This is a genomic window from Pseudoalteromonas sp. SCSIO 43201 (assembly GCF_023716725.1).
Taxonomy (GTDB): Bacteria; Pseudomonadota; Gammaproteobacteria; order Enterobacterales; family Alteromonadaceae; genus Pseudoalteromonas; species Pseudoalteromonas peptidolytica.
Genome location: NZ_CP072685.1, coordinates 89044 through 113480, shown reverse-complemented (window position 1 = coordinate 113480; position 24437 = coordinate 89044). Strand labels below are relative to the sequence as shown.

Here is a 24437-nt window from a genome sequence, read left to right as displayed (position 1 = left end):
TCCTATTTTTTAATTGGGTACTCTGGTTTGGCTGTATCGTAAGATGGACACGGTTGCTCTGCGCCTGTTCGGAAGGGGTTTTCTGTTTCCCTATCTATGTCAATGCCACTAAAGCGGCACTTACCATCAAAATTTGTGGCAACTTGCTGCAACAAGCTCAATAACTCGTATTGCTCTTGAACAAAAACCACCATGTCTTCAGCAGACATCTCATCTGTACTGTCGATGAATTGTTTGCTTTTGGTGTGCTCAAGCTTGTGTGCTAGGTGTGTTGGTACATCGACGGGCACCTTGCCATTATTTGATTTGAGTAAGAAGCGTTCAATCTGTCTTTGTAGCTGATTTATCCAGCCTGCACTTTGTACCGTTTTGACATCTTTCACCGTCATTATTTGCGCCTCAACACCGTTTTATTGATTTGGATAGCATTCAGTAAAAGCACGCTCTGTTGTTGCTTTTGTTGTAACTTGCGATAATCCAAATGTCCTTCGTCAAGGATCAAGCGTTCAATACGCTCATAAAATCGGCGTAAGAACGTAATGGCTTGCGTTAGCTCTTTGATTGGCACGCCTTGCTCACTGAGCATGGCAGCCTTTAGCTCCGATAGTGCATCGTGCAATACATACAAAGCATCTTCGCGCGTTTTTAGAGCAACAACATTGACACGGTAAAAACTAAACAAGGTTGACATATTTGCCTCCTTCTTCATATGTTGTACAACATAAATGAGCCGACAACTACGTCGGCCCATTTATGTGTGTTAATACAAGGTAGGCCGAAAAACTTAAGCTGTTGGGTCTGCAAGTTTACGAACTGCTTGGACAGAGACTTTTACTCTTGCCGCTTCAGTTAGGTAAATCATCACAACATTGTCTGATTCTTGCTTGACCATGGTAATGTCGTTATAGAAGCGGGCATCTTCGCCTTCACCGCGCTCCACCCATACCATCACGTCGACATATTCAGAGTTTAGATTGTGTTCGATTTTGTGCTGCATCAGTTTGTTCTGTGACAGCTCGAAGTAAACATTATCATTAACTTGGTTTACGACATTGGTGATATTAGAGCGTACGCCACCCAGTTCAGATGCCATTTCTACATCTAACTTGGTGATAGCGCCAAATAGCGACGTTGTATCCTTGATATAAGTGTAGCTATCAACACTTTGCATGCTACCGTCTGCTGATAGTCCTGCCCCTTGTTTGATAGCGTTGTCAGCGTTCTCACGGGCAATCTTTTCAGCGACTAACTCGCTAGAGACTGCCTTTAATGCGCTATCTAAGAGTAAGCTTGCATTGTGTACACTCGTCGCGGTGTTTAAGTAGTTGCTGTCGGTTGCTTGCTTATAGCTTCCATCCAGCTCTAGACCCGTGCCTACTTGTGTTTTATCAAGCTCTAACTGTAGCGCTTGTCTTGCATTGTTATGTGCTTCTGATTCGCTGGATAGACGTTCATCAACGGCTTTAATTGCATCATCTAACGCTTTATCAGCTGTTTTTAAGCTAGTGACCGCTGTTAAGTAATTCGTTTCTGAATCAGCAATATAGCGACCGTCTGCCTCAAGGCCTGCAGCAATTTGGGTGGCGTTGAGTTCATTGGCAATGGCATTCACACTGTCTTGGAATGTGGCTGAAACCTTCAGGCCTGCATTACTTTTTTCTAGTGTATCGCCATCTATCTTAATCTGTAGCTTAGCCGCTGACGCATCTGACTCGGTGCTGCCATCTTCAGTTGTAAATAAGCCATCGCCAAAGTCGATACCAATCTCATCAGTTGGAGATTCCTTAACACCAGCCCCAAAATTCAAAAATAGGGTATTGCCATCTTTTTGAATACCTGCACCTGCTGTTAGCTGGCCTGCGCCCGAGAATTGTACGAAAGTCAGCTCGGTGGTTTCTAGACTAATTGGGTTGGGAGTGCCAAGTACAAAACCAGCATTGGCATAGGTTGCACCTTCTTCAATGAAGGTGTGCATGCCATTAGTTACTTCGCCATCTGGCGTACCATCTGCGTCTATCGCGCGCTCAAATTCAGCTTTTGCTTCGGTCGTTTGGTCAGAAACCTCAGAGATAGTGACGACATAAATACCGTTATAAATCGCGCTTGGTGAGTCGGTACCATTTTGGCTTGCTGAGTTTTTGATAAGTACGCGGTCGCCACTGACGAGTGATACACCATCAATTTGATAACTGTTATCGCCATTATCTTGAATATCACCACCGAGGTTGGCAATGGGGGCGGTTGTTGCGACCCGTACGGACTCTCGGACATCTAAGCCGGCACGCATACCATCGATGTATTTTAAATTAACTAGGTGATTGGGTTGCGTAGGTACGTGCGCGCTACTGATTGGGTTGGTACCCATATCGAGTGCGCCAGTCATTACACCGCCCGCAATATTTAGTTTTAAGTCATCGGCTTGCTCAGCGGCAACTTTATTGCTTTGTACCGTGTCTGTTAGCGACTTTATTGCATCATCTAACAACTCGTCAGCAGCGGCGAGAGAAGGCACTTTAGATGCGTTAGTAAAATCTTCTGATTTTAGATAATTTGCCCCAGTTGAAGGCGTATAATCGCCAGACTCACTTAACCCTGCTGCTGCTTGGGTTTTGTCTAACTCAGCTTGAATAGCCTCTGAGCTGACTTTACTGGCTGCTTTGTTGATGTCGATTTGATCAACCATCGCATCTAGGGCTGCCTTCAACGTGGTCGGTGCAATACTAAATTCACCTAAACCACCTGCTTTACCTTCGTAGCCAATTTTATTGGTACCAAGGCCTGCATTTTGCGCACCTAAATCAGCTAATGCTTGTTTGTCTGCATCAACAGCATCAATGATGGCGCCGATGATATTGTCTAGCGTGCTTGCTTGCGCTGAAAACTTCGCATTGCTGCCTTGCTTGCCTTCGTAACCGACTTTAGAAGCACCTGAATTGCCTGCTTCTTGAGATGCAAGCGCTGCTAAAAAGTCAGTAAACTCTTGGGTTGTTTGAAAAGCTATCGTTGTCAGCGCACCGCCTTCGTCAGTGATCGATGCCTTAAATTGCTTTTCAGCAGAGTTATACCACACGCGGCCTTCAGAAGCGCCTTGCGGATCTGAAGCCAAGGATTCAATAACAAGGTTTTCAAATGTTGCGCTATTTGCTAGCGTGATACCGTGAAAAATAGGGTAGTTAGCCATACTTTGACTGTCCTCTTACGTCGAATTATGAATAAAACACAACGTCAATGAAGCCGGTTAGGGCTTCGGTGAGACTCACCACAAAACTCATGTCGTCAATGATTTCGTGATGTGCGAACATGCGCACACCTTGACTGTTAAAAATTTCAATCGAGAAATCTTTGGTATTTCTCTCATGTTGTACAATCCACTGCGTTGATTGCTGAGAAAATTCAAATCTCAGTCTTTTTGGCAGTGATACTCGAGTCAGTATTTGTGCCATGCGGTCTTCGACCAGCTGTGGCACGGTTTCAGTTAATTTTAACGTGACCAGGTTTGGTATAAAGGTCGACTTTAATGTTTCAACCTCTGTATCTACAACGGTACGAACGGTGCTGTCTACCAAGTCAGGAACTGCTTCTTGGAGCGCAGCTTGTACTTCATTCAATGCGTATTCAGGTACTATGCGCTCGATAAAGGGTGACACCGTTGTGTCGACATACTCTTGTACAATACCTTGCGCAAGCGCGGTTACATTGTCTTGAAAGTATGCGGCAATACTGCCTTCATCTTTTAGACCCTCATTGATCTTGAACTCAACTAAACTCGGTAGTTCTGAGGTTATCGCGCCAAACGCCTTATCAACCTCACCGCTCACAAATAGTGGAAGTTGATTAGATATCTCTAATTGTACAACAGTAGAGAGAATATCGGGTAGTTGTTTGTCTACTTCCTGCGCTATTTTTGGAACGACGGATCCGTTGATGTGTGTATCGATCTGTGCCGCAGTCTTTGATGCGATAATGGGCCACAATGTATCTTCATTTAGCTGAGCATCAATCATATCCGGAACAGTGATCGCGTCGACAGTCGCGGCTATTTCTTGGATCTGTTCTTGAGTCCAATGGTTACCCAAGTTAATACTATCGATGGCTTGGCTCAGCTCCGTGCGATACGTCTCAGTGATTGACTGGGCTAGGTTTGATAGCGCGTCTGCAACGGTCTGTTCGCCAAAAGTGCCGAGCTTTTCGTTAAGCTTGTCCTCTACAATGCCTGGAACTGTAACATTGTCGACGGCTGCTGCAATCTCCTCTATTTGAGCTTGGTTCCATATTCCTTGACCAATATTCTCAATTGCTTGGGCTATTTCAGCCCGATAGGCCTCAGTTACGGTTGCTTGTAACGCGCTGAGATCATCGACAAGTGCTGCTTGGGCAAGTGGCGCAAGTTTTTCCTCAAGTTGTGTGTCGACAATGCCTGGCACGACTATGTGGTCTATTGCCGCTGCAATGTCTTCAATCTGTGCTTGAGTCCACTGATTGCCTTGGCCCATATTTTCGATGGCTTGCGCGATTTCAGCTCTGTAAGCGTCGGTGATGGAAGTTTGCAGGGCGTTCAGATTGTTTTCAACAGCAGCCTGAGCCAGTGGAGCAACTCTCGCGGGCAGCTGTGCATCAAGCATGTCTGGCACGGTGACACTGTCGACTGCTGCGGCAATTTCTTCAATTTGAGCCTGGCTCCATGCACCCTGAGCAATCTGCTCAATAGCTTCGTTTATCTCGGTGCGGTACGCCTGCGTGATAGACTGACTAATAGCAGATAATGTATCGGCAACCGTTTGTTCTCCCAGATCACCTAACCTTTCGGCAAGTATAGTCGCCACAATGTCTGGGACGGTGATGTTGTCAACAGCAGCGGCGATTTCCTCGATTTGAGCCTGGTTCCAGATCCCCTGTCCCATGCTCTCAATTGCCTGAGCGATATCAGCTTTGTAGGCTTCGGTGACGGCTGCCTGCAAGGCATTGAGGTCGTCGACAAGCGCTGCTTGAGCTAGAGGCGCTACTTTTAAAGCGAGCTGTGTGTCGACAATATCCGGTACCGTGACGGTGTCGACGTTGGCGGCAATGTCCTCAATCTGTGCTTGAGTCCATTGGTTGCCTTGAGCAATGCTATCAATCGCTTGTGTGATTTCTGCTTGGTAAGCCGCGGTGACAGATGCCACTAATGCGCTCAAATCATCAGCAAGGGCGGCTTTGGCTAAGGGTGCAACTTTTGCGCTTAACTGTGTGTCAATGATCTGGGGAACGTTAATAGAATCGACATTGGCGGCAATGTTTTCTATCTGTGTCTGCGTCCAACTGTTGCCTAAGTCAATGCTCTCAATTGCCTGATTTATCTCAGTTCGGTAGCTGGTTGTGAGCGACTGAGCCATTGTCGAGAGTGCATCTGCAACGGTTTGTTCACCCAACGTACCGAGCTTGGCATTGAGGTGATTATCCACAATCTCTGGTACGGTGATAGTATCGACATTAGCGGCGATGTCTTCAATCTGCCCTTGCGTCCAATTGTTAATTTGATCAATGCCTTCAATGGCTTGATTTATCTCCGCGCGGTAGGTTTGGGTGATGGACTGCGCCATAGCAAAAAGCGCATCAGCAACAGTTTGATCCCCAAGTTCGCCAAGTTTTGCATTTAATTGATTATCAACAATGCTTGGCACGGTGATAGCATCAACTGCGGCGGCAATGCTTTCGATTTGTTCTTGGTTCCAGCTATTGCCTTGACTGATACTGTCAAGCGCCTGTGTAATGGCCGTATTGTATGCTTCGGTCACCGCGCTCTCCAGCGCGAGTAAATCATCGGCAAGGGCGACTTTGGCCAGAGGAGCGACCTTCAAACTCAGCTGAGCATCTACAATATCTGGTACCGTGACCGTGTCGACGTTGGCGGCAATGTCCTCAATCTGTGCCTGCGTCCACTGATTGCCTTGTTCTATGCTATCAATCGCTTGTGTGATTTCTGCTTGGTAAGCCGCAGTGACGGACGCCACCAATGCGTTCAAGTCATCAGCCAGCGCAGCTTTGGCCAAGGGGGCAACTTTTGCGCTTAACTGAGTGTCAATGAGCTGGGGAACGGTGATAGAATCGACGTTGGCGGCAATGTCCTCAATCTGTGCCTGCGTCCACTGGTTGCCTTGTTCTATGCTATCAATCGCTTGTATGATTTCTGCTTGGTAAGCCGCAGTGACGGACGCCACCAATGCGTTCAAGTCATCAGCCAGCGCAGCTTTGGCCAAGGGGGCAACTTTTGCGCTTAACTGAGTGTCAATGAGCTGGGGAACGTTAACTGAGTCGACATTAGCGGCAATGTTTTCTATTTGAGCCTGTGTCCAGCTGTTGCCTAGGTCAATACTCTCAATTGCCTGACTTATCTCAGTTCGATAGCTGGTCGTGATCGATTGAGCCATTGCGAAGAGTGCATCTGCAACGGTTTGTTCTCCCAACGTACCAAGCTTGGCATTGAGGTGATTATCGACGATATCTGGTACGGTGATAGTATCGACATTAGCGGCAATGCTTTCTATCTGTGCTTGTGTCCAATTACTACCTTGGTTGATATTGTCAATTGCCTGGACAATTGCCGCGGTATACGCTTCGGTTACTGAGTTCTCCAGTTGATATAGATCGTCAGCAATGGCCGCTTTGGCCAAGGGAGCGACTTTTAGGTTCAGCTGAGTATCAACGATATCTGGTACGATAATATTGTCGACCGCTGCGGCAATCTCTTCGATCTGTCCTTGCGTCCAGCTACTACTTTGCCCTATGTCTTCAATGGCTTGGTTTATCTCGGCGCGATAGCTAGTCGTGATAGACTGGGTCATGGCCGAAAGTGCGTCTGCAACGGTATTGTCGCCAAGAGCGCCTAATTTTACGCTGAGTTGATTATCAACAATGTCAGAGGTGATAGCAGTACTTACTGCCGCAGCAATATTTTCTATTTGCGATTGAGTCCAACTATCGCTAGGCTCTATCCCCTGAAGAGCTTGTGTGATTTCGGCTCTATAGGCTTCGGTGACAGAAGCTTGCAATGCGTTAAGGCTGTCTTCAATTGCTGTGATAGCAAGGGGTGCCACTTTCAAATTAAGCTGTGCATCAACAATATCTGGGACAGTAACCATGTCAATGTTAGCGGCAATCTCTTCTATCTGTGCCTGTGTCCAATTGTTACTTTGGCTGATATTATCAACCGCTTGCGTAATTGCCGCGGTGTACGCTTCGGTTACAGCGGTCTCCAGTTGATATAGATCGCTCGCAAGAGCCGCTTTAGCTAAAGGTGCGACTTTTAAACTCAGCTGAGTGTCAACAATGTCAGGTACGATAATGTTGTCGACGGCTGCAGCAATTTCTTCGATCTGTCCTTGTGTCCAGCTATTGCTTTGCCCAATACTCTCAATGGCTTGGCTTATCTCGTTGCGGTAGTTAGTCGTGATAGACTGCGCCATGGCCGACAGCGCGTCAGCAACGGTATTGTCGCCGAGGGAGCCCAATTTGGTGCTCAATTGATTTGCAACAATATCCGGCACCGTGACGTTATCAACCGCCGCTGCGATTTCTTGAATTTGCGCTTCGCTCCAACCGCCACTTTGGTCAATGCCGGCGATGGCTTGGGCGATTTCTGTCTGGTAGGCGTCAGTGACACTGGCTTGCAAAGCATTGAGGTCATCGGCAAGGGCGGCTTTGGCCATTGGTGCAACTTTTAAGTTCAATTGCGTGTCGACGATTTCAGGCACCGTGACGTTATCAACCGCTGCTGCTATTTCTTGAATTTGCGCTTCGCTCCAACCGCCACTTTGGTCAATGCCCGCGATGGCTTGGGCGATTTCTGTCTGGTAGGCGTCAGTGACACTGGCTTGCAAAGCATTGAGGTCATCGGCAAGGGCGGCTTTGGCCATTGGTGCAACTTTTAAGTTCAATTGCGTGTCGACGATTTCTGGCACCGTGACGTTATCAACCGCTGCTGCTATTTCTTGAATTTGCGCTTCGCTCCAACCGCCACTTTGGTCAATGCCGGCGATGGCTTGGGCAATTTCTGTCTGGTAGGCGTCAGTGACACTGGCTTGCAAAGCATTGAGGTCATCGGCAAGGGCTGCTTTGGCCATTGGCGCGACTTTTAAAGTCAGTTGTGTGTCAACGATTTCTGGCACCGTGACGTTATCAACCGCCGCTGCTATTTCTTGAATTTGCGCTTCGCTCCAACCGCCACTTAGGTCAATGCCGGCAATGGCTTGGGCAATTTCTGTCTGATAGGCGTCAGTGACACTGGCTTGCAAAGCATTGAGGTCATCGGCAAGGGCAGCTTTGGCCATTGGCGCGACTTTTAAAGTCAGTTGTGTGTCGACGATTTCTGGCACCGTGACGTTATCAACCGCTGCTGCTATTTCTTGAATTTGTGCTTCGCTCCACCTGCCACTTTGGTCAATGCCGGCGATGGCTTGGGCAATTTCTGTCTGGTAGGCGTCAGTGACACTGGCTTGCAAAGCATTGAGGTCATCGGCAAGGGCAGCTTTGGCCATTGGCGCGACTTTTAAAGTCAGTTGTGTGTCGACGATTTCTGGCACCGTGACGTTATCAACCGCTGCTGCTATTTCTTGAATTTGTGCTTCGCTCCACCTGCCACTTTGGTCAATGCCGGCGATGGCTTGAGCGATTTCTGCCTGATAGGCGTCGGTGACACTGGCTTGCAACGCGTTGAGGTCGTCGGCAAGGGCAGCTTTGGCCATTGGCGCGACTTTTAAATTCAGTTGTGTATCGACAATATCCGGTACGACAATGTTATCGACTTCGGCGGCAATATTTTGAATTTGCGCTTCGGTCCAACTGTTACCTGGATCGATGCTCTCAATAGCTCGAGCGATTGCGGTTGTATAATCATTTGTGATTGATTGCGCAAACGCCGCTAAGTCATCTTGAATTGCAGAGGACACAGCTGGCGCTACCTGAACCTCTAACGCAGTACTGACTTGTTGTTCAACTCTAGGAAATACGTATTCATCAGAAAAATAAGCTAATTTTTCGCCAAGCGATATATCAATAAAATAATCAATAGCATCTGGTAGTATTTGGTTGAGCCTAGCTTCAACTACTTGCTCAGCTGTGTACTCTAAGCTTAGGTTTATTAAACGATAGGTTTCGTCTATATAGTTTTTTACATCGCCAACAAGCGCGGGAGTTTTAAGGAGCTCAGGCTCTGGAAAATTGGCTAAATTGTCTATCGAAGACAGAGATAACGCGTTGTGAATAACAGGGCTTTGGGCAAATTGAGTTGGATTAACGCCTGAAAAAGTAACATGTCCTTTGTACTCAATATTTGCGGTAGGGCTTAGTATCTGGTTAAAAAAATTATTTACATACTGTTTAACGCTATACGCGTTGACCGCGTATTTGGCATTTTCGAGTGCACCTAAATCAACATCAAGGTTGAAAATAACGGTGTTGTGATAGGTTTGGGTTCCAAAATATTCTTGATCTTGCTCTTTAAGCTGCTTTGTTGCTGACGCGATTAATGCAGCTCGTTCCTCTTGCAAAATTTGAGAACTTAGATTCCCGTAATCTAGCGTGGTCATCTCGCAAACTCTCACTCAACTTTGCGTCTTAGTGACGCATGCTCATAAACAAAGGCGGCAATCTATACTTGCCACCTTTCCAGCGCCTACTTACTTAACCTCGAGGGCTTGTAGGGTAGAGCTTACGTAGTTCACAAAGCTCAAGGTCATGTCGATAACAGCAAGAATTGCTATATTCGATTTCCCAATCGGTCAGTGTTTTTTCTGTTGCAAAGAAAAAACGACGATTTTCAAATTTTTCTAGGCTACAACCTTGCATTTTCATGAACGCAGCTAGCCCTAAACGGTGTGTTGAGATCACCATATCAAACTCCTAATTAATCATTTTCGCTATTTGTCTCACTCACAGCTAGCATTCGCGTTTACCATCACCATGGGCCGTAGTCTCTAGCGTGCACTTTTGGATGCTCGCGTTACACCACTGCTCTAACATCTGGCGGTGGTTTGAACGCCTTCAAATCTCATCGATACAGAATGTAGATACCGTAGATCGGACGTTCTGTATCTGCGGGGTCTTTGCTTTGAGGCATCGATAGTTTTGCTCGTAACGAACTTGCACCATTGGGTATGTCAATTGGCGTGTCTTGAGCAACGACATACCAACTGTCTGTGTTATCAAGAGACACTTTTACAATTTGATCTTCATACGATGGGATGGTCGTAATCAAAAGTTGATGGGCTTTTCCATCTGGTTGACTGTCACTGGTGATGTTTACACTATTGGTGACCAGCTCTGCGTTACTTTGATTAATATGCATGACCGCATCATATGGTCTTATTGTACAATTATGGCTTTCTTGCCCGTTTACTTCATTACCCTCTTTAAAGGTGAGTAGGTTTAAATAAGGTAAACCTGAAGTCAGTGACAAGTGAGTTGAATAGCTGACGACGACATAAGGCCGCTGCAACAGCTCTCTTTTACGTAATGAACTCTCTAAAAATTCTTTATCAACCAATGTCTTACTGTTGAATTTTAATGTTCCGTATTGATCCGTACGAAAACTGTCTAACACATCTAGGTTACTATGACGGTGATCGCGACTGCCTGTTTTAACGGGAACAGTTATCGTCTTTCTATGTATGGTCATCTTTAAATGATATCCAACTTACAAGTCTCATTCTCTACTATTGTACAATTTTAGCTAATTCTAAGGCGATAGTCACTGCTGAAAAATACCTAGAATTGCATATTTATTGCAGTATGAAGGCTTTTGTACTGCCTCCCAATACATTACTAATTATGTACAATAACATATCCGTTGAAAGCACGTTTCATTGACGCCCCAGCACTAGGGTTATAGATAAACCTCAGGGTAATATGATCACCGCCCTTGGTGAAAATAACGCCTTTGTTAAACGCTTCCCAAGTTGTGCCGCCATCTAAACTGTATTCGATGTTCAGGCCTTCAGTGTCGGGTAGCATTGCGATATGAACTGCGTTCCCGTTTGCAGCATCAAGCAAATGATGGGTTACCGTCGTCAAAACCGGCGCACGGCGTCCCCCTGCAGACATATCAACCTTATAGGGGGTGTGATCAATACCAGAAGAACTATCAATATTGATCCCCTCGGTTGTTTGAAAATCATCAATGATAGCATAAGCGAGATCGTACTTTTGGGCTGCAAAACTTGCGTACGCTCTAAGTAACATGGCGTTGGTATTGCCATTACCACTTGGAATAATGTGGTTGAGCGAATCAGGATCACCAATTTTTCCTGTGGTTTGCGGTGTCGATGCTGCAACTTTTTTAACGTTAGGGTGACGTTCTCGCGCTGCTAGCTTTGCGTATAAAGCTTCTAATTCTGAAAGTATGGGATACTTTATACTGACACCCGCTTTGAGTTGCATGGGGCTAACGAGGCTGTTGTAGGTCATTAGCATCCACCAATACTCGGTATGGCCATACAAGCGGTATGAAATTAATGGCGGGTTGCCTTCATCTTCAACGATTAAATACGTACCGGCCATCGGCAGCTTTTTTATCGCTGCAAACATATATGAATCTAAGACATCATATACACCGCCCTGTTTTCCTGTTTGTTCGGTACGGTGCTTAAAGGGCATGAATTTTTCAGCTGAGTAACGGCGCTCTGTTTCTCTTTGTATGTCAATATAAAACATGCGTTATTCCTCTAAAACTAACCAACCAAAGTCAACCGTGATCTGTATCGGGTCGTCACTGGGGTTGGCGATGTGCCAATAGAGTTTGTTATTTGGGAACTCATCTTTGTTGATGAGTGTCGGGTAGCGGTTATTACCCCAGACAGTGCCGAGTGTGTCCCATACCGCGCCCTCATAACTTAAGTAACTTGGGTAAGCTAAAAACTCAAAAGGATTTGGGTCAGAAAAGTCTTTTTTACCAAATATCCTGATCAAGCATGGCGCGCTGACCTCAAGCTTGGTGAGCGTGATTGATTGGCCCATTTTGACGCTTAGGCTTTCAAACTGTTTTGGCGCTATGACTCCTGAGGTGAGTATATCTTCACGACGATATGCGGCACCACCGCCACCGCCGCCCTTGAGGATTTTAAAGTCGTTCAATAATGCCATGACAGGCCTCTGTGTTTCACGTTGTGGCTTCTAGACAAAAAGGGGCGGCTCACTCAGTGAGACGCCCCAGTTGTTGCGTTGCTCGGGGCTTTATATTAGAAAGCCATTGCACGTAAGTTTGATACTACCGGTCGGTTAAGTGCCGAGCCATTAAGTACTAACTTTATTTGCGTTGAGGTATGCTCAAAGTTCTCTTTCGTGTAGGTATACTCAGTTCTGTCTATACCAAGCGCTTTTTCATCAGGGGATGTCATTTCAATCCAAGTGATGTTACTGGCACTTGGATCCACAGCGTAAAATACTTGTACGCTTGCATCACCTTTAAATTGGCCTTCAAAGGTAACTCGCAACGTTGACTCGGCAGCGCCAGTCATAAAGGTACGTGTACAGTAGAGGGCTTTAGATGCTTGTGAGCCAATCATCATCAGCGCTTCTGGCCACATTAATGGTGATCTATAGTGACTGTCTGACGATAAACGCGCAGAAACATTAACTTTACCCGTAAATGAATTAGGCAAGCGGAACGGGACATTCTCGTCGAGTTCGTAGGTGACATTCTCTTCCGTCGTGAAGTTGATCTTAATATTTGATTTATCAGAAGGGCGAATTGCACCACCTGCTACCATTAAATCAGACAATTTTTCAACTTCGAACTCGCCAAAATTAATCTCTTTTTCCAAAGAGGTAAATTCAGCTCTGAGTAAGCGGAATGTTAAATCTGCTTTTTGGTGTGGCGTCCAAGTTGTTGCGTTGGATGACGATAACATGACACCAATTTGGTAAGCTTGCTCCGTGATCACTTTTTGCTTCTCGTTGACACCGCCTAGCTCTGCAATCGCCATTTCGTGGTCAGCATCATCGGTTAATACAACAAAAGCATACTCCTGGCCCGCTTCAATATAAGTTGGGTCAAAAGTCAGACGTGTCCAGCCATAATCCTCAGGTTTGCTATAAGATTGCGGTTTACCATCGATCAGGGGATCTTCTTTAGAAGCATAAAGTCCACTGTCGTATTCAATTAACTCGTCAGCATTTACCCGTACTTCAGCTAATGTTTTATCTGGAATACCAACAGTCGTATTACGTAATTGCAGCACGAGTTGCTTAGCACCGCGTTTAGTAATTTTAATATCGACCCCTGAGATAAAGTGGCTCTCATTAAGTGTGAAGGTTTGCGCTAATGGATCCCAGCGTTGGAAACCTCCAGAGAACTTAGTTTGCCACTCCTCTGTTGTAATGGTGCCCTTACCCGTGAATGACGCTTCTGCTTCAGTTGGCTCGCTGCCACCAATACCTGTGCCTTTCACTGTTACTGCTTTTCGACCTGCAGGGTACGTCTCTTTTGGGATCTTAAACTTACCTTTGAGTACGCCAGAAGCGTCTGCAATCGTCGGGGTACTGCCGTCAATAGAGACAACTGGCAATACGTCACCATCAAAGGTTAAGGCTTGAATTCCTTCCCCTTCCAGCATGCCTTCTAGTGTAAATTCGACGTCCAGCTCCCGTAAAAACTCAGCGGCACGAGAAGTTGAGCCTACTTTTTGTGAAGTTACATTACCTCTAAACTTAAAGCCATATACCCCATGGTTTACAACAGTACTATTAAGCGGCGGACCATCTTTTAGTTCTATTTTACTTTCTGTCCAAATATCAACGGCAGGGATAAGCGTCATTTTTGCCGGAATAGGTTTAAACGCCGAGTAAGGGTTTACCTTCATACTCCCCGTTTTTTCAACCTGCTCGACAGGACGTCCCTTATCAATGAGTACCGTATGCTGATAATCAAGAGTCCATGGTTTGGTTTCTTTAGATGTATTTAAAGAGTTTGGTTTCATATTAATAGGCAGCACAAGCTCTTCACGAGCAGGATTTATTTGTGCTATTTGTTCAATACCATCCACTTTATTGCTTGTTAGATTCGATTCTAGACCTCGGTCACGCATGTCGTCATCCAGCATAGGATCAACGAATAATCCATGAGTGGCTGATGGTGCTTGGCGACTTGTATCATTTTTTAAGCGCTCTAATGACACCAAATCGTATAAGTCAACAATACTTTGCTGCATCTTATTTAGATCGCTCATATGTACTACTTTTACACCATCACGCTTAACATCAGGTTCTTCCCACCAAGTGTGATAAATTTCAGCAAGAGATAGCACGTTGTCAGGCAGCGCTGGAGATGCTGGTTTGGCGAAAGGTGATGATACACCACGTTTCATTATCAACTCACCATCTTTGTTTAAATACAAACGGTCGATTCTAGGTACGCGCCATTGGTAGTCGATCTGAACTTCTGTACCAGGCACTAGGCTTGTTTCGAGGCCATCTGGAGTTTCATCAGTTGTAAATGATTTTTGGATCTCTATTGCTTTACGGTCACCGGAAATACTCACTGCATGGGTGATCTCTTCATTGTGATTTAGGTCAACATAATACGAATCCTGAGGACCAGGAACACCGTCAACAGAACGCCATTTTATCGTCGAGTTACTTTCTTGGTTACCTAGAAAGTCCCAATGTGTACCTTCTTCAAAGATAACTTCGCTTTCGCCAGAACCAATGTATATCTTTTCAATTGAAGTAACAGCACTTACACCAAGCTGGTCAATACCTTCAGTAGTACGGATTATTTTTTTGTTGCGTAAACTCACTTCACCATAAACAACTTCAATTTGATATACAGGACCAAAGTCTAGGTCTAGTCGGTTTGTATTCTTATCGGGATCATTGTTTGGGTGAAAAGCTATTCTTTCACCTTGCGTCAGGTAAGTAACTGCATTGTTTTTGAAGCGGCTACGTTTATCGTGGCGTAAATCAATTTCTCTGCCACCGACATGGGCACGACCACTTGAGATAACAAATGTTGTTGAATCTTTCAGTGGGTCGGTGAGATCACCATCTACATCGGTATTAAACTCATGTAAGCGCACATCAAGGCCATTTACAGCATAATCACCATGGGCATCCACATCATAGCGCACAATTTGTGCGACTAGCTCTTTGGCTTCATCGGATAGTAGTGCTTCCTCTTCCAGTAGTTTACCGTTAGAAACCGTATAGACAGGGTAGAAGTCGCCCACATTATCTTGCACATAATCGAGTCCCCACTTAACTGATGCGTCTGGAGAGGTAAGCTCTGAGCCACCGACATTCTCTGCGCCTGAATTATCAACCCAGACACCAAATTTAAAGGTAGCATTGTGGCTCGCTGAAATTGGCTCAGCAGTTTGCGGCACGTATAGCACGGCACCGTTGATATAGATTGCAGCAGCATCAGCGCGTAGCTTAATATCATCGCCAATCGGCTGTGACACATGCAATGAACCGCCAGAGAGTAATTGGCCGTTACGTAGTAGCGCGTTACCTAGACCCTTAACCCACTGGGCAATAGCAGAGATTAATTTAGGGTGGGCGTCGGCATCCATGTTATGGTCATCAATATCGAGTGTATTTTCATATTTAAACTCAAATAACTCTGAGATATTAATGTTGGTTAGTGTTACCACAAGGCGCAGTGAAATTGAGCCTTCAAAATAATACGTTAAGGCGTTTGAAGGTTGACCAAGCGCCAGTAGAAACGGTTCTTCAGCTAGAATATTATCGTCTTCGCTGACGCTACCATAAAGATAAACTTCACCGATATCCATATCTTCTGTAGTTGCATTCGGAGGAATATTACAGACGAATTCGATAGAGTTTTCACTGATCACACGTCGTGATGTTATGGGGGCTTCATACCAAGTTTCGTTGGTAGACTCGCCATCGCGTGACGAATTTAAATCACCTTTTGTTGCACTGATAGCAAAATGTGTTGGGTTAATGTTCCAACCTTGTTGGTTGGCTGCGTTAATCGTCTTTGATAGACCTTCGTTCGTTATGACGCCAATAACTGCCATTTCAATTTTCCTTTATACAAGTCTCATTCGGATGTGTGTGAGTTAAACTACGGTCACACGTAAAGGGCGTACGCGCGGTACATCATTTGCGGTACCTTCAAGTTCTAGCTTAATGCGTATAGTTTCACCCGAGATATCATTTAATTCGTAGCGTCGCTCGCTAAAACCACCGCCCAGCGACATTTGCTCTACTAATGGCAGTTCCAGCCATTGTGAACCCGTTGAGTAGTACGCTGTCACTTTTGAGTCAAGGCCTGTCGCAGCATCAAATCCAACACGAACATCGACATGCTCGCCTAAGCTGATGTGACGGGTGATATAAATACCTTTTTCTTTTACACCAGCACCCACCATAGTAATCGGTGCCAGAACTTGTGGAGTTTTACCTTTGGTGCCTGATAGCTCCACCTTGACCTTCGCACGACCTGTTACCTTCTCGCCTAGGGTGATTAATGAGCCTTCTTTCAAGCGCACTTCACGATTGCTCGGCAAGGTCATCACGAGGTTAACGTCGGTTTCTGCATCTTGGCGCATGGCGTTAAACTGTGTTTGCACCAGATCTGCTTCATACAAATCAAACTCGCCCAAGTTATAGTTTCTTGTGGTTGAGGTAAACTCAGCTTCATGCAGCGTAAAACGTAGGTCGGTTTTTTGATGCGGCGTCCAAGTCACGGCATTACTTGAGCTTAATAGCACACCAATTTGAAATGGTTGCGCTGTTACCCATGCGTCAGCCCTTTCGTCATAGTCGCCTAATGTGGCCACTTCAACTTCATAGTTCGGATCATCAGACATCAGCACAATACAGTATTCAACACCACGCTCTAACAGCACAGGGTCAAAGGTAATGCGTGTTGCGGTGTTGTTTTGTGTGGTGATCGTATGAGCTTCAACACGTGTGCGACGTAATACAGTTTGTGTCGGAATGCCGTTTTCTGTCGTGCGTATGTCCACAGTTAGTGCGGTTTCACCTACTTTGGTAAACCAGACATCGGCTGCAGCTAGATACAATGTACGATCAAAAGTAAATGTTTGTGCTAATGGGTCGTAGCGCGTAATTTGTGTTAGTGATGTGGTGATCACATCTTGTACTTGAGTAACCTCAGCTTGCCCGTGTCCGGTAAAGGTCGTTGCTGCACTGCTATTTTTGTTACCTTCCACTGTTACATCATAGGTACCCGCGGGCACATTTGATGGAATTTGGAATGAGCCGCGTACAGCCCCGTTGTGATCTGCTATCAATGTGTTAGACATGTCTCATTCTCTCTTTATTAGCCTAAGTTGCCATGGTTTGTGTGGCTGATAACCTCAGCACGGTTTTGTTGGCTAAATGAACCCAGACCCCATGAACAAGGACGTCTAAATACCGCTAGGCGGGAGTCCTTACTTAAATCAATCAGATATTTAGATGACGCTTTTAGCTCACTTTCTCCAGCCTCGCTAGTCCAACATTCAATGATGTCACCTTGACGGCGCACGCGGACTAACATCCCTTCAGGGAATGCAGACCAAGCCGCCCCATTATTGTTACGCACATCGGTATTTTTTGAGCGAGAAATCTCAGTAGCATCGGCTGAGCGATAATCTTTAATAATGGCCCAGCGCAAATCGTTCTCGCCTTTGTCTTGGTTTCGAACAGCACTGAGGGTATGCTCTTTACCGTCAACTTTGATCCGAGCAATAACGATACCCATGCGGTCATTGTCGTTATCAAGACCTGTGAAACGGGCGGTTACATCAAAGTTATCAAATGTATTGGTTGAAAGCAGCATTGCCCAAGAGGTTGAATTAAATCGATATTGAAGATGGCCGTTCGATACAGACCACGCAGAACTTTCATTACCAACTTGCCCATTAGTAGAAGGGTTGCTGCGCTCCCAGTTAAGGATTGCATGCTGTGCGCCTTCAAACAGTGGGCGTGTATCTAATCGTCTGTTGTCGCCAATTAGCAGTGTTTTATCAACCGCTGGGAGGCCGTATTCACCAATAGAATCTGTTACATCTTTGCTCCCAAAGCGAATATTTCTTACCGCTTCACCTGGCTTAAAGCCTTGCAGGTCAAAGCTAACGCGCAGACTACGTAAGTTAGGCAAATCTTCTACACGCATGGTCGTGGATGAGCTCACATTTCGAGAATTAGTGACTGTGGCAACACTACCACTACCAAAACGCTGTCTGAAATCAGAGGCGCGCATACGTTGACGCGACGCAATGACGGTACGACTAATGGAAGTTCTTAGGTTTGTTTGTACTGTCCAATTATCGATCGCCGGAGAAATTGTCAGCTTCGGTGGAATTGGGTCAAATGCCGCATATGGATTGACCTTCATGGCCCCTGTACTGGCATTTTGAGAGACAATTTCTTTTAAAGTATACGGTAAGCAGGCTAGACCCTGTGGTGCATCTTCTTGGCTGATTGACTTGGTATCTATGGTATTGACATCAAATGCCAAGGTGAGCTCTTGGTTCTGTGCATCGACCATTGCGGTTTGTGTAGCGCCACCATCACGGTAGTCATCGCTGATGAATGGGTCAACAAACATACCTTTTGTAGTACGTGGATCGTCCGAGTTCGCAAGGCGTTCAACGCGCTCAACAGCCAACATATCAAACAGTTGTGAAATATGGTTGCGCATTTCGTTTAATTCGGACGCTTTGAGTGCCACCACGCCTGAGTCTTCGATCTGAGGGTTAACTCCCGCAGTCCAATGGTGGCGAATTTCAGCAAGCTGTAGGGCGCCGGCCGGTACTGCTGGGGTAGTCAATGAACGAGTGTCCCCTTTGCCTTTAACGCGTTCTATTTGCCCTGTGCGGTTTAAGATAACCAAGTCTTTTCTCGGTAGTAGCGTTTCATAACTGACTAAGAAGTGGGAATCTTCGACCGCATCTTGCAATGTAAAACCGGCTGCACTGATGTCGTTGGTGGGCACTGTTTTTGTTTTGGTAAATTGGACTTCGATGAAATAGTGCGCATCCATCGTAGGCGCTTGAGTTCCACTTCTAGACCAGTCTATAAAAGATCCAGATATGTCAAAGTGTACGCCTTCACGGTATTGTCGGCCGTCACCATATACGGCGATTATTTTAGTAGGGTTTTCTACAACAAAGTCACGTGTAGCGCTAAATTGGCCTCTTAGCACTCGGAATACTTGCTGTTTGGTGTAATCAACCCTAATAGGCTTATCAGTTGCAACGGGTTGCTCAAAAAGAGATACACCCATAATTCCCTTAGCATCAGGCTTAAATGTATGTCGCTCGGCAGCAACCGGCGCGGTATCAGGGTCAAAGTACTCTTTTATCTCAACGGTTTTATGTTGTTTTATTTCTGTGCCGTCGATATGGGCTTTGCCTTCAGAAACTTGAATAACATAAGAACTATCGTCGGTTTCGGTTATTGTTGCTTTTAGACCATTGACCACATAAGAGCCATTAGCATCTCTGTCATAACGAACAATGGCGCTAGACACTGGCTCTTGTACAATTTCACCTTTTACAACCGTTTTGAGATAACCATCTTCGACAACATGAATTTCATAGTAACGCGTGCCAGCGCTTTGATGGCGAGTGCCCCATTTTAGCGTTTTCTCTTGTGTGTCTGTATCGGTTGAGAGCCAAACACCCACTCCCATCACGCCACTCAAAGGTATGATCACTTCGCCTGCAGGCACCGTGTAAAGTACGCCCTTGTGGTAAAAACGCGCTGAATCTACTTTGCATCGTCCTGTTGCACGATCAATATACATAGAGCCACCACTGGCAAGCTGACCATCCACTAGGATAGTTTCACCCAGCGCTTTAATTTGATCGGTGAGCGTGCCGAATAATTCTTGGTGAGCGGTTGCATCGGTGTTATGTTCTTCAATCGAGCGATGGCCTGTGTATTTAAATTCAAATACTTGTGATGCTTGAATATTGGCAAGCGTGACGTGCATGCGCAGCGTGATAGAGCCATCTTTAAAATAAGTGACGTTATCGCTTGGGTGACCGATCGCCAGCAAAAACTCCGACCCTTCGTCTGGATTTTCACCGAACAGGTAAATCTCTTTGATGTGCTGATCTGTTTCGGTTACCTGTGGAGGTATTGTACAAACAAACTGAATGGTATTTTCAGAAACCACAGTTTGATCTGTGATGTGTGCGTCATACCAAGTGACATTTGTATCAGTTCGCTTTGCACTCAACTCCCCGTCTTGTGCCGAAATACCAAACCGTGTTGGGAAAATCGACCAGCCCTGGTTCGATGATGCCTTTACAGCTTCGGCAAGACCTTTATTGGTCACAATGCCTGTTATAGCCATGGAATAATCCCCTCAATTTTCATTTTGGTGGCGTTTGGGATAGGCCACCTACAAGTCTCAAGACATAAGTCTGTGTTAATACTACCACTGTTGTACAATGTGGCGCTAGCGTAAAGCGAAAAGGAGTGAAAAAAGAATATAGACTGTTACTCTTGCTTCAAACCAATTAGCGAATTTGTCTCAGTGCTACCATGTGTTATCGTCATGGTTTTATGTACGTACCATAGAACCTAACATGTTAATTCTGATGCTTTTTATTCATTCACAATACATGATTCGGCTAGTCTGGCGGCACACTGTGTATGTTACCCGAAAACTCTCGGTCCAATTGTCCGACTATCATGCACATTAAAGGTGAGGGTAAAGAGCTTCTAAGTGTCTGTGCTACTATGCCTTTTGTGCCTACGATGTTGGCATTAAGTGTGACTGTAAGGGTTTGCTCCTGTTCTCTTTCTTTCGTGTAGCCAAGCAAATCTTGATGAACCAAGCCAACCACACTGGTAACAATAGGGCTGACAGTATAGCCATAAAATTGACTGAGTCCGACACCTGCCATGCCAAACAACACGCTTGTTGATGTGGCACCTGGAATTTCTCGGTCTGTGAGCACGTTGACGGCTGTGTTAATTTCTGTACTTACTGAGCAAGTATAGTCTTGTACAATACTCGTCATGGTGGCTAAGTACTCACGCTCCAATAGACCTCTGACATCTAGCATCACTGGAGAGGCGACACTTCCTTCGAGCGTATGATTTGCGCGATAATGCACCCCCAACACCAGTGGTGATTGTACTGTCCCATCGAGGGTTTGATGAGGTAGAATGTTGTATGCGGTGCGTAGTTTTTCATCAACAAAATTGATGAGTAGTGCAAAGTCACTCATCACCGGGTAAACGTATTGACGCAAAAAGAGTCTCAGTGCTTGCAGTGCATTGCCTGTCAACTTATCGTTGTCTTTGGTCAGATCGACTTCCACGCGATAGGTCATTTCATCAGCAGTTTCGCCTGTCGGATCATCTTCCCACCACTCAAACAGTTGTACGTATTCTTTAAGCTCAAGCAAATCGAGCATCAGCTCAACCCCTTTTCTGGAGCCTTTTAGCTGGTGAATGGCCGTTAAAAATGAGCGCACCAGTGCTACATCTAGAGGACTCATGTTCAACGCATCGGTGAGATATTGATACCCGAACTCAGAAATAATTTGACTGTTTCGGTTGCGACTTAGGTCAAGGTCTTCTTGGGTGTATTTTTTGCCTTGAATAACCCACTCAAACCCTTCGGCAGCTGATTGAATTCGGTACTTAAAACCCGGTTCTAACGCATACAAGTCGGAGTTTCGTAAGTCGTTGAATTGGTATACTAAGCCCAGTGTCTCGCATTTGATGGAATCAATTGGAACTGGATGGCCATGAGACAAACCCAAATACTCAAAACGTACAGGTGCAGCACACTTTATTTCATATAGGGCATTTTCTTCGAAATAGCCCTCTTTCATGTTGCGTTGTAACGGTGTAATTTGCTTGATGTATTCGACTGCCTCATCGGCAACGATGTGGCTGATGGGCTCTAGTGATAGTGCTTGTGCGATGAATTGATGTGTACCTGTGCCAAAACTCAATTCAGCGACTTGTCGTTTAATCAGCGGTTCATCCATGTACACACTGGGTTCAATGATGGTGTCGTTTGGGTAACCTGTGATTTGAAATATGTCTGAGGCAGGTTGTTTGGCTAGCACTAAGTAAGTGGCGTACTTATCCCTAATTGCTTCCAAATGTTCTTGAACATTGTTTGTCCGCTCAAAATAGATATGTTCTAGGGCGTCGATCACGTCTTTAAATAGCGGCTTATTTCGCAGCTTTTCCGGTACTAACCCTTGAATATCAATAAAAGAATTTTGCATCTCACTCTCCATATGCACTAACGCTGAGCGGGACCTGAAGTCGCTTCAAAGCTTTTACTTGAGTCATATAGCGACACACGTGGCATGAATTTGAAATACTCACTCCAAGCAATGTTAAGTGGTTGCCATTGCTCCAGTTCTTCATCGCTGATATCGGGGGCTGGGAGCACCTCTATGCGCACGGCCTTGGCGTAAGGGAGATCAGCTAGAATGGCACTTTCTACGTCAAAAGAATCTAGCTTTAGACCTAAGCGGTTTTCAAATTGAGCCAAAGATTGGAGCACATCGATATCAATCGAAGAGGGGAGTTGATTACCTTTTTTAGGGATGATCTGTACTTCTAAGATCACTTCTACAACACGACCACTTACCAATACTGGCGGTGTTACACCCATCGGGCGATTTTCTTCCGGTGCGACCTGTGCTATTACGTTTTCTTTTTCTGCTTCGGTGAGAGGCTGCTCGGTGTCAATAATGTAGGCGATCATTTGCTTTGCTGAATCTAAATCTTTAGCTCGTACATCAATGGCATTTGGGAGCACTTCAGTGATGCGCTTCATATAGTCGTGACGGCCTCTTATCACACGCCCGGTTTCGTGGCGAAGCGGGCCTTTTACCTGTATCTCGCCGACGGTATCTGGAGCTTGATAGCGACTCGCGATCGCCACGTTCTCTAACGTGCCGACTTCTAGGTTAATATTGGTCAACTGCACGCGCTTGTTTTCATGCAGTTGAATATACAGTAGTGACAATTCATATCCGGCCCTGAACTTATCGGTATCTGCTAGGTAGTCATTAATAGCCATTACATCAATGGAACCCACCGTGTTGGTGATACAAACATATTTGCCATTGATCAGATCTATGACATCTTCACTGTGCGGCACGGCTTTATTGTTGAGCTTTAATTCAAAGTGCTCGCTGACATTTTCTTCTGTAAATCTAAATACTTGCGGTTTAGAGGTAGGCAATATGATAGATGTTGTGGCAAGTTGTCCAATGGCAACATCGATTTGTGTCGGTAGTGCATTTTCACTGCTTGGCGGAGAAATCGTATAATCTCCCAATGAGAGTAAATCATATACGCCAGACTCATCTTCGTATTCACCGACTTTGTCGAACTTTTTGATAGTGGTGACACTTGAGGTGTAAATGGATAAACGCAGGCTCACGTTGCTACCACGATATGCAGAGTAGCCAAGAGGCCCCGCGATTGCGCGAGCTGAGCTTTCTAAATGAGTTTCGTGTAGGTATGCCTCTCGTCGATTTGCAAGTGCAGAATATGTGGTAAATGAACCGACTGCAGAGAGTAATTCTAGAATAATTTGCCCGGTACCAAATTTGTAAAAGTCGCGCCAAGCACCATCGGTTTCGGAGTATTTTTCTTCTAATTTGCCGGTGAGATCGTTCAGTATTTGTTCGTAGCTGAACGAGTCAGGCTGGATCAAGTCTTGTGACATGGGGCATTACCTCGTGTTAATCTTTGGTCTGCAGTTTTTTTGTGAAGGTAAAGGTTCTATCACCTAAGCCTTTGATACTATAAAGTAAGTTCACAGAGTAAATATGCTCGTCAGGTATCATCTCCACGTTTAAAGACATGATAACGACGCGTGGTTCAAACTGGGTGATGGCATTATTCAGCCTGTGTTGAATATTAAAAGCAATCTCGTCATCCATTATTTCAAACAATAGATGTTCAATATCCATCCCGTATTCTGGATGGAATACGCGCTCACCGAGACGTGTATTAAATAGGTTATTTAATGCTTGCTGTACGGACTCTTCGTCAGAGACGAGATGTTCAGTAAACATATCACATTGATTAACGTCACTATATAACGCCATTTAAAAACTCCAATATCTAGTCTCATTAGAAGCACATTGTACAATTTATCTGATTGGCGCGTTTATCTAGGCCGTTTTGACTTTACTGGCACCTGACACTATGACGCCAATATTACACCCTGTCACCAAGTCAGTGATCCGAGCATCATTTTTTTTCTCAGCCCTAGTAAACCCTGACGCTGTGACAATAACGCCCTTGTGACCACATGAAGATGAGGTAATATCGCCGAACCGTGCTTTTGGTTTACCCTGTGCAATGACGGTCTTTGCGCCTCGGCGTAAAATTGTCCCTGTCATTGGAATGGGGGTTGGGTGACATACACAAATGCCAACCCACCTGTCACCTAGTCGCGCGTTGTTTAGTGCTGGTAATACCATAAT

15 protein-coding genes are annotated in these 24437 nt (G+C 45.4%); all 15 read right to left on the bottom strand.

The genetic code is table 11. From position 1 onward, the window contains the following. Positions 1 to 2: 2 nt before the first annotated feature. The 15 genes from J8Z24_RS21775 to J8Z24_RS21705 all read right to left on the bottom strand — a co-directional run bounded on the left by J8Z24_RS21775 (position 3) and on the right by J8Z24_RS21705 (position 24434). Entirely contained in the window at positions 3 to 389 is a 387-nt protein-coding gene (locus J8Z24_RS21775) for a hypothetical protein (RefSeq protein WP_125251968.1), read from the bottom strand. Then, the gene (locus J8Z24_RS21770) at positions 389 to 691 is read right to left on the bottom strand and encodes a hypothetical protein (protein WP_125251969.1); all 303 of its coding nucleotides are present in this window, start codon (positions 689 to 691) and stop codon (positions 389 to 391) included. The genes J8Z24_RS21775 and J8Z24_RS21770 overlap by 1 nt, the downstream gene beginning before the upstream one ends. 93 nt (positions 692 to 784) lie before the next feature. Next, positions 785 to 3181: a hypothetical protein gene (locus J8Z24_RS21765; protein WP_252096040.1), complete on the bottom strand. Its 2397-nt coding sequence runs from the start codon at positions 3179 to 3181 to the stop codon at positions 785 to 787. A 25-nt stretch (positions 3182 to 3206) separates the two neighbouring features. After that, positions 3207 to 9563 carry a hypothetical protein gene (locus J8Z24_RS21760; RefSeq protein ID WP_252096039.1) on the bottom strand — a complete coding sequence of 2119 codons (6357 nt, stop codon included), beginning with the start codon at positions 9561 to 9563 and terminating at the stop codon, positions 3207 to 3209. Between the two features lie 94 nt (positions 9564 to 9657). Continuing rightward, positions 9658 to 9867, bottom strand: a complete 210-nt coding sequence (locus tag J8Z24_RS21755) for a hypothetical protein (RefSeq protein ID WP_125251867.1) — start codon at positions 9865 to 9867, stop codon at positions 9658 to 9660. Positions 9868 to 10024: 157 nt separating this feature from the next. Then, the gene (locus J8Z24_RS21750; RefSeq protein ID WP_128730760.1) at positions 10025 to 10651 is read right to left on the bottom strand and encodes a hypothetical protein; all 627 of its coding nucleotides are present in this window, start codon (positions 10649 to 10651) and stop codon (positions 10025 to 10027) included. A gap of 146 nt (positions 10652 to 10797) precedes the next feature. Then, positions 10798 to 11685, bottom strand: coding sequence for a hypothetical protein (locus J8Z24_RS21745; RefSeq protein ID WP_125251869.1), 888 nt, complete (start codon positions 11683 to 11685; stop codon positions 10798 to 10800). Between the two features lie 3 nt (positions 11686 to 11688). Then, entirely contained in the window at positions 11689 to 12114 is a 426-nt protein-coding gene (locus J8Z24_RS21740) for a hypothetical protein (protein ID WP_147390438.1), read from the bottom strand. A 95-nt stretch (positions 12115 to 12209) separates the two neighbouring features. After that, a complete protein-coding gene (locus tag J8Z24_RS21735; protein ID WP_252096038.1) occupies positions 12210 to 16013 on the bottom strand; it encodes a DUF4815 domain-containing protein in 3804 nt (1267 codons plus the stop codon). Between the two features lie 42 nt (positions 16014 to 16055). Then, a complete protein-coding gene (locus J8Z24_RS21730; RefSeq protein ID WP_176033171.1) occupies positions 16056 to 17267 on the bottom strand; it encodes a hypothetical protein in 1212 nt (403 codons plus the stop codon). A gap of 17 nt (positions 17268 to 17284) precedes the next feature. Then, positions 17285 to 20311: a DUF4815 domain-containing protein gene (locus J8Z24_RS21725; RefSeq protein WP_252096037.1), complete on the bottom strand. Its 3027-nt coding sequence runs from the start codon at positions 20309 to 20311 to the stop codon at positions 17285 to 17287. Between the two features lie 280 nt (positions 20312 to 20591). Then, positions 20592 to 22211 (bottom strand): phage tail protein, encoded by a 1620-nt coding sequence (locus J8Z24_RS21720; RefSeq protein ID WP_252096036.1) that lies wholly within the window; start codon positions 22209 to 22211, stop codon positions 20592 to 20594. 17 nt (positions 22212 to 22228) lie between these two features. Continuing rightward, complete coding sequence (locus tag J8Z24_RS21715; protein ID WP_252096035.1) at positions 22229 to 23671, bottom strand: hypothetical protein; 1443 nt, start codon at positions 23669 to 23671, stop codon at positions 22229 to 22231. Positions 23672 to 23687: 16 nt separating this feature from the next. Continuing rightward, positions 23688 to 24056 (bottom strand): GPW/gp25 family protein, encoded by a 369-nt coding sequence (locus tag J8Z24_RS21710; RefSeq protein WP_125251876.1) that lies wholly within the window; start codon positions 24054 to 24056, stop codon positions 23688 to 23690. A gap of 66 nt (positions 24057 to 24122) precedes the next feature. Next, positions 24123 to 24434 carry a PAAR domain-containing protein gene (locus tag J8Z24_RS21705; protein WP_125251877.1) on the bottom strand — a complete coding sequence of 104 codons (312 nt, stop codon included), beginning with the start codon at positions 24432 to 24434 and terminating at the stop codon, positions 24123 to 24125. Positions 24435 to 24437 lie beyond the last annotated feature (3 nt).

Excerpts from the sequence above, each read along its gene's own strand:
- J8Z24_RS21775 (WP_125251968.1), bottom strand. The coding sequence starts at position 389 with ATGACGGTGAAAGATGTCAAAACGGTACAAAGTGCAGGCTGGATAAAT.
- J8Z24_RS21770 (WP_125251969.1), bottom strand. The coding sequence starts at position 691 with ATGTCAACCTTGTTTAGTTTTTACCGTGTCAATGTTGTTGCTCTAAAA.
- J8Z24_RS21765 (WP_252096040.1), bottom strand. The coding sequence starts at position 3,181 with ATGGCTAACTACCCTATTTTTCACGGTATCACGCTAGCAAATAGCGCA.
- J8Z24_RS21760 (WP_252096039.1), bottom strand. The coding sequence starts at position 9,563 with ATGACCACGCTAGATTACGGGAATCTAAGTTCTCAAATTTTGCAAGAG.
- J8Z24_RS21755 (WP_125251867.1), bottom strand. The coding sequence starts at position 9,867 with ATGGTGATCTCAACACACCGTTTAGGGCTAGCTGCGTTCATGAAAATG.
- J8Z24_RS21750 (WP_128730760.1), bottom strand. The coding sequence starts at position 10,651 with ATGACCATACATAGAAAGACGATAACTGTTCCCGTTAAAACAGGCAGT.
- J8Z24_RS21745 (WP_125251869.1), bottom strand. The coding sequence starts at position 11,685 with ATGTTTTATATTGACATACAAAGAGAAACAGAGCGCCGTTACTCAGCT.
- J8Z24_RS21740 (WP_147390438.1), bottom strand. The coding sequence starts at position 12,114 with ATGGCATTATTGAACGACTTTAAAATCCTCAAGGGCGGCGGTGGCGGT.
- J8Z24_RS21735 (WP_252096038.1), bottom strand. The coding sequence starts at position 16,013 with ATGGCAGTTATTGGCGTCATAACGAACGAAGGTCTATCAAAGACGATT.
- J8Z24_RS21730 (WP_176033171.1), bottom strand. The coding sequence starts at position 17,267 with ATGTCTAACACATTGATAGCAGATCACAACGGGGCTGTACGCGGCTCA.
- J8Z24_RS21725 (WP_252096037.1), bottom strand. The coding sequence starts at position 20,311 with ATGGCTATAACAGGCATTGTGACCAATAAAGGTCTTGCCGAAGCTGTA.
- J8Z24_RS21720 (WP_252096036.1), bottom strand. The coding sequence starts at position 22,211 with ATGCAAAATTCTTTTATTGATATTCAAGGGTTAGTACCGGAAAAGCTG.
- J8Z24_RS21715 (WP_252096035.1), bottom strand. The coding sequence starts at position 23,671 with ATGTCACAAGACTTGATCCAGCCTGACTCGTTCAGCTACGAACAAATA.
- J8Z24_RS21710 (WP_125251876.1), bottom strand. The coding sequence starts at position 24,056 with ATGGCGTTATATAGTGACGTTAATCAATGTGATATGTTTACTGAACAT.
- J8Z24_RS21705 (WP_125251877.1), bottom strand. The coding sequence starts at position 24,434 with ATGGTATTACCAGCACTAAACAACGCGCGACTAGGTGACAGGTGGGTT.